The sequence below is a fragment of the Kitasatospora sp. NPDC092286 genome, from assembly GCF_044755565.1.
Classification (GTDB): domain Bacteria; phylum Actinomycetota; class Actinomycetes; order Streptomycetales; family Streptomycetaceae; genus Kitasatospora.
In genome coordinates this window covers 94319-111079 of sequence record NZ_JBIVRD010000030.1, presented here as the reverse complement: position 1 = coordinate 111079, position 16761 = coordinate 94319, and the positions used below count along the sequence as shown (strand labels likewise).

The window sequence follows — 16761 nt, the reverse complement described above, 5'->3', positions numbered from 1 at the left end:
AGACCGTCGTCATGGTCACCCACGACCCCGTCGCCGCCGCCTACGCCGACCGCGTCGTCTTCCTCGCCGACGGCCGCATCGTCGACGAACTCGTCCACCCCACCGCCGACACCGTCCTGGACCGCATGCGCCGCTTCGACGCCAAGGGCCGTACGAGCTGACGCTCCGCCGGCAGCCGCCCGTCCCTACGTGACCCCAGGACACCCCATGTATCGCACCGCACTGCGCAATGTGCTGGCCCACAAGGGCCGACTGCTGATGACGGCACTGGCCGTCATGCTGGGCACCGCCTTCGTGGCCGGCACCATGGTCTTCTCCGACACCTTCGGCAAGGCCATGCGGGACAGCAACTCCAAGAGCTACACCGACGTGTCGGTCCAGATCGTCGACCGGGCCGCGGGCTCCTCCGCCAGCGCCCGGGAGAAGAGCGACAAGAGCTCGGCCACCCTGACCGACGCCACGGTCCAGCAGCTCGCCGCGCTCCCCGGCACCGCCCAGGCCCGCGGCGTGGTCAGCGGCTTCACCGGGGTCGCCGACCGCAGCGGCAATCTGATCGGCAAGGCGTGGAGCGCCAAGGGCGCCAACTTCGCCCCCGGCCAGGACGGCAAGGACCCGCGTTACCCGATGGCCGAGGGCCAGGGCCCGAAGACGGCCAAGGAGATCGCGCTCGACCGCAAGACCGCCGACAAGGGCGGCTACAAGGTCGGCGACACCGTCCGGCTCGCCTCCAACGGCCCGGTGATCGAGGCCCGGCTGACCGGCATCTTCACCACCGACGACCCGGTGGTGAACACCGGCGGCACGCTCACCCTGTTCGACCGCGCCAGCGCCCAGCAGCTGCTGCTGGAGCCGGGCCGCTACAGCAGCATCGTGCTCGCCGCCAAGCCCGGCACCACCGAGGACGCGCTGCTCTCCCAGGTCCAGCCGAAGCTCCCGGCCGGCCAGCAGCTCAACGCCGAGACCGGTCAGCAGCTCAAGGACGACGAGCAGAAGATGATCACCAGCGGCACCGAGAGCATGCGCACCATGCTGCTCGCCTTCGCCGGGATCTCACTCTTCGTCGGCATCTTCATCATCGCCAACACCTTCACCATGCTGGTCGCCCAGCGCACCAAGGAGCTCGCGCTGCTGCGGGCGATCGGTGCCAGCCGCAAGCAGGTCACCCGGTCCGTGCTGATCGAGGCCCTGGCGATCGGTGCCCTGTCCGCCGCGGCCGGTCTGGTGGTCGGTGTCGGCATCGGTGCCGGGCTGCAGTCCCTGGTCGGCGCGATGGACAGCGGGATGCCCAGCGGCCCGCTGGTGATCAAGCCGCTCACCGTGGCCGTCACCCTGGTGGTCGGCATCGTGGTGACGGTGCTCTCCGCCCTGCTGCCCGCCATGCGGGCCTCCCGGATCGCCCCGGTGGCCGCGATGAGCAGCGGTGACCAGCCGAGCAGCCAGAAGAGTCTGGTGGTCCGCAACACGATCGGCTCGATCGGCGCCGCCGGCGGCGCCGCGCTGATCGCCTACGGCGCGTCCACCGGCAACGGCGACGGCCGGATGCCGGTCGCGGTCGGCGCCGTGCTGGCCCTGGTCGGCGTCTTCGTCCTGCTGCCGCTGCTCTCCCGCCCGGTCATCGCCCTGATCGGCCCGGTCCTCGGGAAGCTGGCCGGCATGCCCGGCAAGCTCGCCCGGCAGAACGCGGTGCGCAACCCGCGCCGCACCGCGGCCACCGCCGCCGCGCTCACCATCGGCCTGACCCTGGTCAGCGGTCTGACGGTGATCGGCGCCTCGGTCGGCGACGCGATAGACAAGGCCGTCACCAGCTCCCTGAAGGCCGACTACCTGGTCGGGGCCGCCAACGGCATGAGCCTCTCGGACAAGGTCCCGGCCGAGATCGCCAAGACCCCCGGGGTGACCGCCTCCTCGCCGTTCACCACCGTCTACTGGGACCTCAACGGCAAGAACCAGGAGATCACCGGGCTGAACCAGGACTCCTTCGACAAGCTCGTCTCGGTCAAGCTGACCAGCGGCTCCACCGCCGGGCTCGGCCAGGGCCAGATCCTGATCGACGAGGATGTCGCCAAGAACGGCAACCTCACCACCGGCTCGACCGTCAAGATCACCTACCCGGACGAGTCCACCGGCCAGGTCACCGTCGGCGGTGTCTACCAGAAGGGCGGGATGGTCGGCGGGGCCGCACTGGCCAACAGCGAGATCGTCAAGCACGATCCCCAGCCCTACATCAGGAACGTCCTGGTCAAGGGCGCCGACGGCGCCACCGACAAGCTGAAGCAGTCGCTCAAGGACGCCACCGGCGCCAACCCGGTGATCGAGGTCCAGTCCAAGCAGGACGTCCGCGACGAGTTCAGCCAGACCATCACCTTCGCGCTGAACATGATGTACGGACTGCTGGCGATGTCCGTGATCGTCGCGATCCTCGGGGTGATCAACACGCTGGCCATGTCGGTCTTCGAGCGCAAGCGCGAGATCGGGATGCTGCGGGCGATCGGCCTGGACCGCTCCGGCATCAAGCGGATGGTCCGGCTGGAGTCCGTGGTGATCTCGGTCTTCGGCGCCGGCATCGGTGTCCTGCTCGGCTGCTTCATGGCCTGGGCGATCAACGGCACGCTGAAGTCGAGCCTGCAGGGCCTCACCACGGTGCTCCCCTTCGGCCAGCTGCTGCTCTTCCTGGCACTGGCCGGCGTGGTCGGCCTGGTGGCCGCCTTCTGGCCGGCCCGCCGGGCCTCCAAGCTGGACATCCTGGAGAGCATCAAGACCGACTGACCGCCGGCCGGGGAAGGCCGGAAGCCGGGAAGCCGGGAAGCCGGGAACAGGAAAACGGGAAGTCCCCCGCCGGAGGGTTCGGCGGGGGACTTCCCGTACTTCTTGTACTCCGCCCGGTCGCACGGGCCGGCTGAGCACCACGGAGGTCGTGGTCCGGCGGCGTTGCCGGGCGGAGGGCCTCCGACTCATACCCCGACGCTCCCACGCCGGGGTGTCAGTCGCTTACTTGCTGGCGAGTTCCTTGTCCGCGGCCGGCTTGGCCGCCACGGCGGGCTTCGGCGCGGGCGCCGTAGCCTCCTGGAACGCCTCGAACGGCTTCTCCATCTGCGACAGGCCGACGGCCTCGCGCTTCAGGAACACGGCCAGCGTCCAGTCGGTGAAGACGCGGATCTTGCGGTTCATGGTCGGGACCATGGCGCCGTGGTACAGGCGGTGGAACCACCAGGCCGGACGGCCCTTCAGCTTGTACTTGCCGAAGAGGATCGCCACACCCTTGTGCAGGCCGAGACCGGCCACCGCACCGAGGTTCTTGTGCTTGTACTCGGACTGCGGGAAGCCGCGCATCCCGGAGATGACGTTGTCGCCGAGGACGGCGGCCTGACGGACCGCGTGCTGCGCGTTCGGCGGGCACCAGGCGCCCTCGCCGGCGGCGAGGTCCGGCACCTGGGCGTTGTCGCCGGCGGACCAGACGTAGTCGAAGCCCTGGACCTGCAGGGTCGGGGCGGTGTCGACGTGGCCGCGCGGGCCCAGCGGCAGGCCGAAGTTGGCCAGCACCGGGTTCGGCTTCACACCGGCCGTCCACACGATGGTGGAGGCATCGGCCTCGACGCCGTTCTTCAGCACGACGTGCTGGTCGACGCAGGAGTCCATCGAGGTCTCGATGTAGATCTCGATGTTGCGCTCTTCGAGCTTCTCCTTGGTCCACAGACCGAGGTCCGGGCCCATCTCCGGGAGGATGCGGTTGGCCGCCTCCACCAGGATGAAGCGCATGTCGTCACGGCTGACGGTCCGGTAGATCTTGGCGGCGTCGCGCGCCATGTCCTCGATCTCGGCGATCGTCTCGACACCGGCGAAGCCACCGCCGATGACGACGAAGGTCAGCGCCTTGCGGCGGACCGCCTCGTCCGTGGTGGACTCGGCCTTGTCCAGCTGCGCCATGACGTGGTTGCGGAGGCTGATGGCCTCCTCGACCGTCTTCATGCCGATGCCGTGCTCCGCCAGACCCGGGATCGGGAAGGTGCGGGAGACCGAGCCGGTCGCGACGACCAGGTACTCGAAGGGCAGCTCGTACGAGTCGCCGGCCGCCGGCTGGATGGTGGCGACCTTGCGGGCGTGGTCCACACCGGTGACCGCACCGGTGAGCACCTCCGCCTTCTTCAGGGCGCTGCGCAGCGGGGCAACGAGGTTGCGGGGCGCGACGTTGCCGCCGGCCGCCTCGGGGAGGAAGGGCAGGTACGTCATGTACGACCGCGGGTCGACGACCGTGACGGTCGCTTCGCCGTAACGCATCTTCTTGAGGATGCGCATCGCGGCATACAGGCCGACGTAACCACCGCCGACAATGAGGATGCGAGGACGCTCCGTGGTGCTCATATCCGAAAGTATCCAGCACCGTTCGGAGCAGCCTTCGTGAGCCCAGTCACAAGCTTCTGGACACCCTGTGCTACACTTCGCGGCCCATTTCCCGGCTCAGGAGTACAGCCCCACCACCCACCGGAGCCCCGGGAGAGCACGCGCGTTCGAATGACCCGGCTGAGCAGCAACGATCCGTGCCGCGCCTGGGTTCCCGTGCATGATTTCGATTTTCAAACCCCCAGGGGAGCCTCACCTACGATCCAACGGTCGGCACGCCGGACGGACCTTTGGTCCCATATTTCGGACGGAGTGGGCCAACGACTGCGACGAATGACTGGATCGTCATGTGAAGAAATTCACGAACTTTCCCGCACGGCCCCGGGCGCGCCCCGGCCCCGGAGCCCCGATCGGGGCTCCGGGGCCGGAGAGGTAAGGCCCGCGGAAGGTCAGCGGGCAATACTCCAGGCGATGCCGTCCAGGATGTCGTGCTCGCTGACGACCACCTCGGCGGCGCCCGTCCGCTCCATGATCTCCAGCAGCTCCAGCGCGCCGGCCGCGATCACGTCCACCCGGCCGGGGTGCATCGACGGGATGGCCGCGCGCTGGGCGTGGGTGGCGGCCAGCAGCTCGTCGGCGATCCGCGCCACCCGCTCCCTGGTGATCCGCGAGTGGTGGATCACCTCGGAGTCGTACACGGGCAGGTCCTGGGCGATCGCGGAGACCGTGGTGACCGTCCCGGCCAGGCCCACCAGGGTGGCCGCACCGGTCAGCGGGACGGTCTCCTCGGCCTTGTCCAGCTCGGCCGCGATGTGTGCCCGGGCGGCGGAGATCTGCTCCGGCGTCGGCAGCTCGGCGCCGCCGAAGTGCCGCTCGGTCAGCCGGACGCAGCCGATGTCCACCGAGCGGGCCGCCTGCACGTCCCGCGTGCCCAGCACGAACTCGGTGGAGCCGCCACCGAGGTCGAAGACCAGATAGGGCGCCGGGAACTGACCACCGGTGAACTCCTTGGTGGCGCCCACGAAGGAGAGGTGCGCCTCTTCGTCGCCGCTGACCACCTCGGGCTCGACACCCAGGATCCCGCGCACGCCGCTGATGTACTCGTCGCTGTTCTCGGCGTCCCGGGAGGCGCTGGTGGCGACGAAGCGGGTCCGGTCCGGGCCGACGCCGAGCCCGGAGATGACCTCCGCGTACTCGCGGCAGGCCGCGAAGGTGCGGGCCAGCGCGTCCGGGTGCAGCCGCCCTGTCCGGTCCACGCCCTGGCCCAGCCGGTTGATGACCATCCGGCGGTCGAGGTCGGTGATCTCCCCGGTCTCCGGGTCCAGGTCGGCGACCAGTAGCCGGATCGAGTTGGTGCCGCAGTCGATCGCGGCGACCCGGGTGACGCTCATGCGCCGGCCTCCCGGTCGTCCTGGCCGGCCTCCTCGGCGGCGCGCTTCTTCGCGGCGCGCTCCTCGGCCTTCCGCTGCTTGGCGGCGATCACGGCCTCGTGGTCGTGCTCCTTGGCGCGGTTGCGCGCGACCCGCCCACCGGCGGCCTCGACCTCGTCGGCGGAGACGCACGGGCCCTTGGCCCACCAGTCCTCCAGCATGCCGATCGCCTCGTCACCGAGCGGGTTGACGCCCGGTCCGGCCGCCAGCGAGTGGCCGACCAGTACGTGCAGGCACTTCACCCGGTCCGGCATGCCGCCGGCGCTCGGGAAGCCCTCCAGCACCTCGATGGCGTCCCGGCGGGCGATGTAGTCCTCGTGCGCCTTCTGGTAGGCGGCGGCCAGCTCCGGGTCCTCGGCGAGCCGGGCGGTCTGCTCCTTCATCACGCCGTCCGCCTCCAGGGTGCCGATCAGCGAGGCGGCCTTGGGGCAGGTCAGGTAGTACAGGGTCGGGAACGGCGTGCCGTCCGCGAGCCGGGGGGCCGTCTCCACGACGTCCGGGTTGCCGCAGGGGCAGCGGTGTGCGACCGCGCGCAGTCCGCGCGGGACCCGGCCGAGCTGCGCGGCGATGGCCGCGACGTCGGAGTCGGAGACGGTGGGGTGGTTCTCAGTGGTCATGGGGGGAGCTGTCTCCAGCGAGGGCGGGGGCGGGTGGAGAGGGCGGGGCCAGGGCGGCGGTGTCGGCTGTGTCGGCGGCGTCGACCGAGTCCCAGACGCTGGCGTACCAGGGCTTGGCCGCCGTCACCGGGCCGTGGGCCGCGCCCTCGGAGGGGGCGGGCGAGCTGACGGAGGACTTGGTGGCGCCCTGGCCGGCCGGGTCCACCGCGATGTACGGGGTCTCCCCCGGCATCGCGTAGTGCAGCCGGGCGCGGGCCTGCGCCTTGACGTACTCCGGGTCCTGCCAGCGGGCCTTCTCCCGGCGCAGCTGCTCGACCTGCTGCCGGGTGTGCTCGGCCTTCGCCCGCTGGGCGGAGATCTCGGAGCGCTGGGAGATGAACTGGCGGGTCGGGTAGGCGAGGATCGCCACCAGCGAGCAGAGCACCAGGACGAGGACGGTCGCCCGGCTCGTGAACCGGGGACGGGCCGCCAAGCCCGGAATCCTCCAGCCTGCCATCTCCCGATTCCCCTCCTGGTCGCGACGGTGCCCCGCCGTCCACCCTACGGGGTGAACGGCGGGGCACCGGTCAGGCGTGCGCTACCGGACGGCCGAGGGACCGGGCCGGAAGGGCTCAGCCCTCGTGCTTGAAGCGCGGGAAGGCGCCGCGGCCGGCGTACTCGGCGGCGTCGTCGAGGATCTCCTCGATGCGCAGCAGCTGGTTGTACTTGGCGACGCGCTCGGAGCGGGCCGGGGCGCCGGTCTTGATCTGGCCGCAGTTGGTGGCGACGGCCAGGTCGGCGATGGTGACGTCCTCAGTCTCACCGGAGCGGTGCGACATCATGCAGCGGTAGCCGTTGCGCTGGGCCAGCTCGACGGCGTCCAGGGTCTCGGTCAGCGAGCCGATCTGGTTCACCTTCACCAGCAGCGCGTTGGCGGTGGCGGTCTCGATGCCCTTGGCCAGGCGGACCGGGTTGGTGACGAACAGGTCGTCGCCGACCAGCTGGACCTTGTCGCCCAGCTTGACGGTCATGGCCTTCCAGCCGTCCCAGTCCGACTCGTCCAGCGGATCCTCGATGGAGACCAGCGGGTAGGCGGCGACCAGCTCGGCGTAGTACTCGATGAGCTCGTTGGCCGAGAGCGCCTTGCCCTCGAACTGGTAGGCGCCGTCCTCGTGGAACTCGGAGGCGGCGACGTCCAGGGCGAGCGCGATGTCCTTGCCGGGGACGTAGCCGGCCTTCTGGATGGCCTCGACGATGAGGTCCAGGGCCTCGCGGTTGCTGTCCAGGTTCGGCGCGAAGCCGCCCTCGTCACCGAGGCCGGTGGACAGGCCGCGCTCCTTCAGCACGCCCTTGAGGGTGTGGTAGACCTCGACGCCCCAGCGGACGGCCTCGGAGAAGGACTCCGCGCCGATCGGGGCGATCATGAACTCCTGGATGTCGACGTTGGAGTCCGCGTGCGAGCCGCCGTTGAGGATGTTCATCATCGGGACCGGCAGGACGTGCGCGTTCGGGCCGCCCAGGTAGCGGAACAGCGGCAGGTCGCTGGCCTCGGCGGCGGCGTGCGCGACGGCCAGCGAGACGCCCAGGATGGCGTTGGCGCCGAGCGAGGACTTGTCCGGGGTGGCGTCCAGGTCGAGCATGGCCTGGTCGATCAGGCGCTGCTCGGTGGCGTCGTAGCCGACCAGCTCCGGGCCGATCTGCTCGATGACGGCCAGAACGGCCTTCTCCACGCCCTTGCCGAAGTAGCGGTTCTTGTCACCGTCGCGAAGCTCCAGCGCCTCGAAGGCGCCGGTCGAGGCACCCGACGGGACAGCGGCACGGCCGGTGCTGCCGTCGTCGAGGCCGACCTCGACCTCGACCGTGGGGTTCCCACGCGAGTCGAGAATCTCACGGGCTACGACGACATCGATGGACGGCACGAGGCATCTCCTAGCGGAAGCAGGGGTCCGGCTGACGGTGATGATGTCGGCGGGACGATTGCGGAGTCGTTACGACCAGAGCCTAACCGCACGGGCTCTCAGGGCCACGCTGACCTCGGTCCCGTCTCAGCGTGTGGCCTGCCTACCCACCGGTAGTTCACCTGGTTGCCCCATGGACGGGGCCGGAAGCGGGCGAAGGGGGCCGAATCCGGCCCCCTTCGCCCGCTGTCGCCTGTGCGGGACTCAGCCGAGGGTGAGCACCTGGCCGGGGACGATCAGGTTCGGGTTGCCGCCGACGGTGCCGCGGTTGCCGTCGTACAGCGCCTGCCAGCCGCCGGAGACGCCCTGGGCGGCGGCGATGGTGGACAGCGTGTCGCCGGACTGGACGGTGTAGCCGTGACCGCTCTTCGGCGCGGCGGCCGGGGCGCTCTGGGCGGCCGCCGGGCGGAAGTCCTGGCTCGCGGCCTGGCCGGCGTACTGCTGGTAGACGCTCTGGTGGCTGGTCCAGTACCAGGCGCCGTTGTTCTGGTACCAGTACACCTTCGCGTCGGCGTCCCAGCCGGCCTTGCCGGAGAAGCCCGGGGCCTGGGTGTTCTGCTGCGCGGGCTGGGCGGGCTTCGCGGCCGGCTGCGGGGCCTGCTGCTGGACGGGCTTCTGCGCGGGCTTCTGGGCCTGCGGCTGAACCGGCTTCGGCTGGGCCGGCTTCGGCGTGGCGGGCTTGGCGGCGGCGGAGGTGTCGACCGCGGCCGGGGCGCCGCCCTTGGTCAGGCCGGCCTTCTGGGAGCAGACCGGCCAGGCGCCCGGCCCCTGCGAGGCGAGGACCTTCTCCGCGACCGAGATCTGCTGGGCCTTGCTGGCCTGGTTGGCCTGCGCGGCGTACGCGTTGCCGCCGTACGCCTTCCAGGTGCTGGAGGTGAACTGCAGGCCGCCGTAGAAGCCGTTGCCCGTGTTGATGCTCCAGTTGCCGCCGCTCTCGCACTGGGCGACCGCGTCCCAGGTGGAGGCGGGGGCGGCCGAGGCACCGGAGGCGGTGAGGAGCGGCATCGCGAGTCCGACGCCGGCCACACCGGCGACGGCGATGGCCTTCTCGGCCTGGGTACGACGACGGTGACGGCCAGTTCCAACGAACAGCATGAAGATGTCCCTCTCCGCACGCCTGCGAGGTGAGCTGTCGGGTTCGGACCGGGAGGTGGCCCGGCCGCGTCACGCGGAACGTCTCGGCCCGCGCGGGCGGCTTCACCCCAAGCCGTGGGGGACGGCAACAAACCTGGTTCCCCCGCCCCTGCCCAAGGGTTCTGGTCGATTTCCCGTGACGCGGCGGGCAGGATTCGGCGTCCCGCGCACGAGGTCCGCAGCAGCGGACTCCAGGGAGGTTAGACAGATCATCACATCAATCACAAGCTCATATCGCCCACATCACACAGAAATTACGGCCCGTGGTCATGCGCCTACCAACCGAGGTGCTATGTCCGGTTTAATGGTGATTCAGGCCACGTGGAGCGGGTCGACGGCACCCGACTGACGCGCCGGAAACCTCAGTCGACGGTCTCGGACGACGGCCTCTCCGGGGTGAATTCGACCGGCAGTTCACGAAGTCCACGCATGATCAGACCACCGCGCCACCGCAGATTCTCCGGGCTTTCGGCAAGCCGCAGATCGGGCAGCCGGGAGAGCAGCGTGGCCAGTGCGGCCCGGCCCTCCAACCGGGCCAGCGGGGCGCCGATGCAGTAGTGGATGCCGTGCCCGAAGCCGAGGTGCGGGTTGTCCGTCCGGGCCAGGTCGAGGGTGTTCTCGTCGGAGAACCGCGCCGGGTCCCGGTCCGCCGCCGCGAGCACCACCAGCACCGGGTCACCGACCGGGATGTCCACCCCGCCGATGGTCAGCGGGGTGGTGGCGAAGCGCCAGGTGGCCAGCTCCACCGGGCCGTCGTAGCGCAGGAGTTCCTCGATGCCGGTCTCCAGCAGCGCGGTCTCGCCGCGGACGATCGAGTCCTGCAGCAGGGCCCGCTGGCCGGGGTTGCGCAGCAGCGCGTAGGTGCCGTTGCCGATCAGGTTGACGGTCGTCTCGAAGCCGGCGAAGAGCAGGATGAAGGCCATCGCCGCGGCCTCGTTCTCGGTCAGGTGCTCGCCGTGGTCACTGGCCCGGATCAGACCGGAGATCAGGTCGTCGCCGAGGTCGGCCCGCTTGCGGTGGATCAGCTCCAGCAGATACGCCCGCATCTTCCGTACCGCGCGCCCGACGCCACCGCGCTGACCGCCGCCGTGGCGGATCATCATGCCCGCCCAGTCCCGGAAGTCGTCCTGGTCCTCGGACGGCACGCCGAGCAGGTCGCAGATCGCGTAGATGGGCAGCGGGAAGGCGAACTCGTGGATCAGGTCCGCCGAGCCGCGCTCCGCGAAGCCGTCGATCAGCCGGTCGGTGAGCTGCTGCACCCGCGGCTCGAACTCGGCCACCCGGCGCGGCGTGAACGCCTTCGACACCAGCCGGCGCAGCCGGGTGTGGTCCGGCGGGTCGATGTTCAGCAGGTGCGTCATCAGATCGGCCTGCCGCTCCCCCGGAATGCCCACCCGGCCGGTGCGGTGCGCCTGCCCGCTGTGGTGGGCGGGGTTCTTGGAGAGCCTGCCGTCGGCGAGCGCCTGCCGGGCGTCCGCGTACCTGGTCACCAGCCAGGCCTCCACCCCGCTCGGCAGGGTGGTGCGGTGCACCGGCGCGTGCTCGCGCAGCCACGCGTACGCGGGGTACGGGTCGGCGGCGAACTCCCACGTGAAAAGCGGCGGGCGGGCGGAATCGGGCTGAACTGGCATGGGACGACCGTATCCGGTGGGTAAGTCCGGCCCGGCAGGCGTGAGCCTGGTCACCTGAGGGGTAATCCCTGTTGCGGAGGGTCAGGACGTGCCTACGATCCTCCAACGAAAAAATGTGGGCGACGGTGCGGTGCCGTCCACTGGAAGGAGCGCACCATGCGGGTAGCCGGGGCAGTCGTGGTCATCGCCGTACTCGACGGCGGGTCGGGTGCCGACCTCGCCCGCCGCTTCACCTCCGCCGGCGCCTCCGGGGTGCTCGTCGCCGACCTGCGGGTCGGCATCGCCGAGGACCTCGCCGCCGAGCTCGACCGGCCGGGCTGCCCGGTCGTCGGCGTCTGCGGCGACATCCACCGCCCGAGCGACATCGCCGCCCTGGTCGACACCGCCGAGAAGCACCTCGGCCCGATCGACCTGTTCTGTGTGGCCGGTCCGGACGGCGAGCGGATCATCTCGCTCGCCGAGCTGCCCGACCACCTCGACCTGGAACGGCTCGCCGAGCTGCTCGCCCTGGTCGGCGAGGCGATCGGTGAGGTCGTCCCGCCGCAGCGCCGGCCGGTGGAGAGCGTCCAGCCCGTCTGACCCCTGCCGGGACTGCCCGGGCAGCCGGCCGCCCGGGCAGTCCCGGCTACTCGGGCTTCAGCCCCTCGGCCGCGCGCACCGCGTCCCGGTAGCCGCGCGCCGCCGCCCGCAGCGCGGCGTCCACGTCCACCCCCGCGTCGTGCGCCCGCTGCGCCACCGCGAGCAGCAGCCTGCCCGCCGACTCCGCCGTGAGCTCGGCGGGCAGCTCGTACGGCTCGTCCGGCACGCCCGTGAAGCCCGCCCGGCGCGCCCGCGACACCAGCTTCGCCGCGTACGCCAGCGCGGGCAGCCCGGCCGGCACGCCGTCCAGCACCGACTCGCGCTCGGACTTCTCGGCGGCCTTCAGCTGCTCCCAGTTCGCCTCCACCTCGGCGGCGCCCTCGGCCTCGACGTCCCCGAACACATGCGGGTGGCGGTACATCAGCTTCTCGACGATGTCCCCGGCCACGTCGTCCACCGAGAACGGGTCGGTGGGGTGCTCCTCGGCGATCCGGGAGTGGAAGAAGACCTGGAGAAGGACGTCCCCCAGCTCCTCGCGCAGGGTGTCGCGGTCCCCCTCCTCGATCGCCTCGACCAGCTCGTACGCCTCCTCCACCAGGTACTTCACCAGACTGGCGTGGGTCTGCTCGGCGTCCCAGGGGCAGCCGCCGGGCGAGCGGAGGCGGTCCATCACGGAGACCAGGTCGAGCAGCCGGGCGCCCGGCAGGTCGTACGAGCCGGGCAGCACCTCGATCTCCGGCACCTCGCCCGCGTGCTCGACCGCGAGACGCGCCAGCGCGTCGGTCAGGCCAGGGTCGCCGTCCGGGCCGCCCAGCCAGACCGTCGGGCCCGCGCCGGGCGCCGGCTCGGTCAGCAGCCGGGCGAGGGCCGGCGCCGAGCCGGCCGGCACGAGGTCCACCTCGACCCCGGCCTGGCGCACCGCGGCCAGCTGGGGGTGGTCGGCGTCGGCCGCCAGCACGCGCCCGGCCGTGCGCAGCGCCTCCCAGGCGGGCCAGGCCAGCAGGCCGGGGGCCACCCGGTGGGTGGTGGTGAGCAGGATCAGCTTCGCGGGCGGAGGATTCGTCACCCTCCGAACCTACCCGGCCCCGGTGGCCCGCCGCGTCCCGGTTTCGGGCGGCGGTCCGGCGGAGTGGCGGGGCGGGGCGGGGCGGGCCCTACCGGGCCAGCCAGGGCGGGGCGTCGGGGAGCAGCACCGCCCGCTCCGCGTCCCAACCGCCGTAGCGGGGGTTGACCCGCAGGTGGAGCGTGGTGGCGGCATCGGCCAGCGCCCGGCGGACGGTGGCGTCGCCCGCCGGGGTACCGGCGTCCTGCCCGGCCGCGGCGGCGAGGCCGCGGATACCCAGCTGCCGCCGGTAGTAGGCGTCGGCCCCGGCCGCCGGGACGCCGCGCGCGGCCAGCACCCGGGCCAGCGGACCGGCACCGCCGTACCGGCCCTCCTCCGCAGCCCGGACCGCCGCGACCTCGGCGCCGCCGACGGCCAGGCCGCGGTCGGCCACCGCCCGGGCGACCACCGCGTCGAGCACCAGGTCCGCGACGGCCCGCCGCACCAGCCCGTCCGGCTGCTGCCGGACGTCCGTCGACGCACCGCCGGGCGCGGCCCGCAGCTGCGTCACCCGGGCCTCCACCGCGCCGACCGGGATCCGCCGGCCGTCCAGGACCACCGCCGTACCCGCCGTCAGGCCGTCGCTCCCGCAGGCGGCCAGCGCCGAGACGGCGAGCAGGACACCCGCGGCGGCGGTCCGACGGTGCATGGCTGGTCTCCGGGGGTGGCGGCGGGCCCGGCCGGGCGTTTCCCCGAGGGTAGGGCGGCCGTGCGCCCGACGCGCGGACCGTGGCCCGAACGGCTCAGCGGAGCGGGAGCCCGGCTGTCAACCCTGACGATCGTCCAGGGTCCCGTCTGACTTTCGGGCCGGGCCTCCGGCGTCGGCCGCTCCTACCGTCGGTGAGCATGAGGAGAACGGTCAGGACGTACACGACCACGACGGGAACGGCCGCCGCCGACACGGCCAGGACGACGGGTGCGACGGGCGCGACGGGCCCGAGAGTGGCGTCGGCGGTGGCCCTGCTGGGGGCGGGCGCCGGCGTGGTCGGGTGGCTCGCCCCGGCGGGCGGCGGCGAGGAGGCACCGGCCCGGGTGGTCGGCGGCCCGTCCGCCACGGGCTACCGGCGGGTGGTCGAGGCGGTCGCCGACGCACCGCACTGGCTGGGCTCGCTGATGGAGCCCGCCACCGAGGCCGGGCTGCTGGTGCTCGGTCTGCTGCTGGCGCTCCGCTGGTGGACGGCGCGCGGTCGGCGCGCCGCCGGACCGGTCGCGGGGGTCGTGCTCACCGGCCTCGGCACGGTGCTCGCGTACGGCACCAGCGAGGTGCTGAAGCTGATCGTCGACGAGGAGCGGCCCTGCCGTGCGCTGCCCGGGGTGCCGGCCGTCGCCGAGTGCCCGCCGCCGGGCGACTGGTCCTTCCCCAGTAACCACGCGACCCTGGCCGTCGCCCTGGCCACCGGCCTGGTGCTGCTGCGGCCGCGCTGGGCCCTGCTCGTCATACCCGTCGGCGGCGCCACGGCCGCGCTGCGGGTGGCGGCCGGGGTGCACTACCCGCACGACGTGGCCGCCGGGGCCGCCCTGGGCGCCACCGTCACGGCGGCGGTGGTCGTCGCGCTGCTCCCGCTCGCCACCGGGGCGGTGTCCGCGCTGGGCGGCGTGCCGTTGCTGGGGCCGCTGCTGCTGGCGCCGTCAGTCGCGCGGGCCACCCGCGCACGAACCGCCGACGGTCAGGCCGGCCTCGTGCGCGAGGACGGCGGCGGCCGCGCGGTTGGCCACGCCGAGCCGGGCCAGGATGGAGCTCACATGGGCCTTTACGGTGCCTTCCACCACGCCGATCCGGCGGGCGATCTGACCGTTGGACAGCCCGGCGGCGATCAGCGTCAGCACGTCGCGTTCCCGGACGGTCAGCCCGGCCACCTGGTCCCGGGCGGCGGTCCGGCGGTCGGCGGGCCCGCCCGCACCGCCCGCGGCGAGATGGGCGACCACCCGCGCGGCCACCTGGGGTGAGAGGTAGGCGGCGCCGTCCGCCACCGCCCGGACGCCGGCGATCAGTTCCTCCGGCTCGCCGGACTTGATCAGGAAGCCGTTGGCGCCGCCGCCGAGGGCCCGCAGGATGTAGTCGTCCTCGCCGAAGGTCGTCAGGATGACGATCCCGGTGGCGGCGCCGGTCCGGCGGATCTCGGCGGCGGCGGTGAGACCGTCCGCTCCGGGCATCCGGATGTCCAGCACCACGACGTCCGGCCGGTGCCGCCGGACCAGTTCGACGGCGTCCCGGCCGTCCCCGGTCTCGGCGACGATCTCGATGCCCGGGTCGGTGCTGAGCACCGCGCGCACTCCGGCCCGGACCATCGGCTCGTCATCGGCGATCACCACACGAATCGTCACCGCCCGCCTCCCGCGTTCACCGGAGCAGAGCATCGAGCGAGACCAGCACCTGCCCCTGGAAGCAGAGCCGGTACGCGTCGCCCGACCAGTCGACCAACAGATCCGCGGACATCGCGTAGTACTCGCATTCGACTCCCTCTCCCGACGGGGCCGGCGGCACCGCCGCCATGGCGGGCGGCCGGTAGGTGAGCTGACGCTCCGGCAGGACGCCTCGCACGGAGGCCCGGTCCTGACCGACCCGGAGCGACGCGTAGCCGGCCGGGTCCAGCACCGCCTGGCTGGTGACGTGGAAGGCCCATCCTCGCACGGCGAGCACCAGCACCAGGCCGGTCGCCAGCGGCACCAGAACCGCCGCCGCCAGCCCCCGGACCACCCGCCGCCGGGCGCGCCGGAGCTCCCCCGCCGTCTCCGCCGTCCGGGTCTCCGCCACCCGTACGGAGGACGCGGGACCAGGGGCGGAGCCAGGGCTGAGGGCGGAGCCAGGACCGGGGGCGGAGCCAGGACCGGGGGCGGGGGCGGTGTTCGCGGGGCGGACCCGCGGCAGGCTCGCCACCACCTCGAAGCCGCCGTCGGGCCCCGGGCCGTGGGTGAAGACCCCGCCGGCCAGCCGGACCCGCTCGGCGAGTCCGATCAGCCCGCGCCCACCGGTCGCCGGCGCCGGCGCGGCCGGGGACGGCCCGTTGGCCACCCCGACCCGGGCCCCCTGCGCCGAGTACGCCACCTCGACGGTGACCAGCGCCCGCGGTGCGTGCTTGGCCGCGTTGGTCAGCGCCTCCTGCACCACCCGGTAGGCGGCGTGCTCGGCCGCCCTCGGCAGCCCGTCCGGCTCGCCCGTGACGGCCAGCCGGACGTCCAGGCCGGCAGCCGCGGCCTCGACGACCAGTTGCGCGATGGACGCGTCGGCCGGACCACGGGGGGCTCCCCCGTCGTCGTCCCGCAGGACGCCGATGACCTCGCCGAGCCGTTCCACCGCGACCGCGGCGCCCGCCCGGATCTCCTGGGCGGCCTCCCGGTGCGGCGGTGCCAGGCCGGGTGCGAGCTTGAGTGCCCCCGCCCGCAGGGCGATCAGGCTGAGATCGTGGCCGAGCGCGTCGTGCATGTCCTGGGCGATCCGGGCACGTTCCCGCAGCCGGGCCTGCTCCGCCACCAGCCACTGCTCGCGCTCCAGCCGCTCGGCCCGCTCCCACCCGGCCCGCACCAGCTCCTGCGACTGGCGCCAGAACCGCCCCAGCAGCCACGGCCCCATCGCGACGCACACCGAGAGCAGGACGAACCTCGTCCCGAGCACGAACCACCGCGGCACCACCGCCACCGCCACCAGCCCGACGGCGACCAGCCCGGCGAACACCGCGACGGCCGACCGGGCCCGCGCCGTCCGCCGCCCCGCCAGGAACGCGGCCGCCGTCGCGGGCAGCGCCCACCAGAGACTGAACACACTCCACCCGGTCGCCGCCGCCGCCACCGCCAGCAGCCCGCCGTCCAGCCACCCGTCCCACCGCTGTCCACCTGTTCGCACGGAGACGACAGTACGGAAGGGCGGCGCGGGGCGGATCTGTCGAAAGTCATGCCCGCGGGTGCGGGAGACCGGGGGGCCGTCGGCAAGTCCCGGTCACTGGAGGAGGGTGCGCACGCGTGCCCCACCCGCGCAACACGCAACGGCGGCCCCGG

12 protein-coding genes, 3 pseudogenes and 1 riboswitch are annotated in these 16761 nt (G+C 72.7%); of the genes and pseudogenes, 4 read left to right on the top strand and 11 right to left on the bottom strand.

All coding sequences use genetic code 11. From position 1 onward, the window contains the following. Positions 1-161, top strand: a pseudogene (locus tag ACIQIB_RS27480) (ABC transporter ATP-binding protein); the annotation flags it as partial. 46 nt (positions 162-207) lie between these two features. Beyond that, complete coding sequence (locus ACIQIB_RS27475) at positions 208-2766, top strand: FtsX-like permease family protein (RefSeq protein ID WP_363607013.1); 2559 nt, start codon at positions 208-210, stop codon at positions 2764-2766. Positions 2767-2988: 222 nt separating this feature from the next. On the opposite strand, the gene ACIQIB_RS27470 is transcribed toward ACIQIB_RS27475, so the two are convergent. The 7 genes and pseudogenes from ACIQIB_RS27470 to ACIQIB_RS27440 all read right to left on the bottom strand — a co-directional run bounded on the left by ACIQIB_RS27470 (position 2989) and on the right by ACIQIB_RS27440 (position 11087). After that, on the bottom strand, positions 2989-4359 hold the full coding sequence (locus tag ACIQIB_RS27470; RefSeq protein ID WP_363607012.1) for an NAD(P)/FAD-dependent oxidoreductase: 1371 nt from the start codon (positions 4357-4359) through the stop codon (positions 2989-2991). 428 nt (positions 4360-4787) lie between these two features. Continuing rightward, complete coding sequence (locus ACIQIB_RS27465; RefSeq protein WP_363607011.1) at positions 4788-5729, bottom strand: Ppx/GppA phosphatase family protein; 942 nt, start codon at positions 5727-5729, stop codon at positions 4788-4790. Between the two features lie 161 nt (positions 5730-5890). Continuing rightward, a pseudogene (locus tag ACIQIB_RS27460) lies at positions 5891-6403 on the bottom strand (DUF501 domain-containing protein); the annotation flags it as partial. Next, the gene (locus tag ACIQIB_RS27455; RefSeq protein WP_363607010.1) at positions 6375-6857 is read right to left on the bottom strand and encodes a septum formation initiator family protein; all 483 of its coding nucleotides are present in this window, start codon (positions 6855-6857) and stop codon (positions 6375-6377) included. The pseudogene ACIQIB_RS27460 and the gene ACIQIB_RS27455, both read right to left, overlap by 29 nt. Positions 6858-6996: 139 nt before the next feature. Next, positions 6997-8283 carry a phosphopyruvate hydratase gene (eno, locus tag ACIQIB_RS27450; protein WP_363607009.1) on the bottom strand — a complete coding sequence of 429 codons (1287 nt, stop codon included), beginning with the start codon at positions 8281-8283 and terminating at the stop codon, positions 6997-6999. Between the two features lie 243 nt (positions 8284-8526). Then, a complete protein-coding gene (locus tag ACIQIB_RS27445; RefSeq protein ID WP_400761261.1) occupies positions 8527-9417 on the bottom strand; it encodes a transglycosylase family protein in 891 nt (296 codons plus the stop codon). Between the two features lie 5 nt (positions 9418-9422). After that, a riboswitch (cyclic di-AMP (ydaO/yuaA leader) is annotated at positions 9423-9594 on the bottom strand. Positions 9595-9818: 224 nt separating this feature from the next. Then, positions 9819-11087, bottom strand: coding sequence for a cytochrome P450 (locus tag ACIQIB_RS27440; RefSeq protein WP_363607006.1), 1269 nt, complete (start codon positions 11085-11087; stop codon positions 9819-9821). A gap of 156 nt (positions 11088-11243) precedes the next feature. On the opposite strand from ACIQIB_RS27440, the gene ACIQIB_RS27435 reads away from it, so the two are divergent. Beyond that, positions 11244-11666 carry an SDR family NAD(P)-dependent oxidoreductase gene (locus ACIQIB_RS27435; RefSeq protein ID WP_363607005.1) on the top strand — a complete coding sequence of 141 codons (423 nt, stop codon included), beginning with the start codon at positions 11244-11246 and terminating at the stop codon, positions 11664-11666. Between the two features lie 46 nt (positions 11667-11712). Here the strand turns inward: ACIQIB_RS27435 and ACIQIB_RS27430 are convergent, their stop codons facing one another. After that, positions 11713-12732 (bottom strand): MazG family protein, encoded by a 1020-nt coding sequence (locus tag ACIQIB_RS27430; protein ID WP_363607004.1) that lies wholly within the window; start codon positions 12730-12732, stop codon positions 11713-11715. A gap of 88 nt (positions 12733-12820) precedes the next feature. After that, a complete protein-coding gene (locus ACIQIB_RS27425; protein WP_400761258.1) occupies positions 12821-13417 on the bottom strand; it encodes a hypothetical protein in 597 nt (198 codons plus the stop codon). Between the two features lie 197 nt (positions 13418-13614). Here ACIQIB_RS27425 and ACIQIB_RS27420 point away from each other — a divergent pair. After that, positions 13615-14259, top strand: a pseudogene (locus tag ACIQIB_RS27420) (phosphatase PAP2 family protein); the annotation flags it as partial. A 138-nt stretch (positions 14260-14397) separates the two neighbouring features. On the opposite strand, the gene ACIQIB_RS27415 reads toward ACIQIB_RS27420, so the two are convergent. Both ACIQIB_RS27415 and ACIQIB_RS27410 read right to left on the bottom strand, forming a co-directional pair. Beyond that, positions 14398-15126, bottom strand: coding sequence for a response regulator (locus ACIQIB_RS27415; protein ID WP_400656966.1), 729 nt, complete (start codon positions 15124-15126; stop codon positions 14398-14400). Continuing rightward, positions 15110-16609, bottom strand: a complete 1500-nt coding sequence (locus ACIQIB_RS27410; RefSeq protein WP_400761255.1) for a sensor histidine kinase — start codon at positions 16607-16609, stop codon at positions 15110-15112. Before ACIQIB_RS27410 ends, ACIQIB_RS27415 begins: the two co-directional genes overlap by 17 nt. Between the last annotated feature and the right edge of the window lie 152 nt (positions 16610-16761).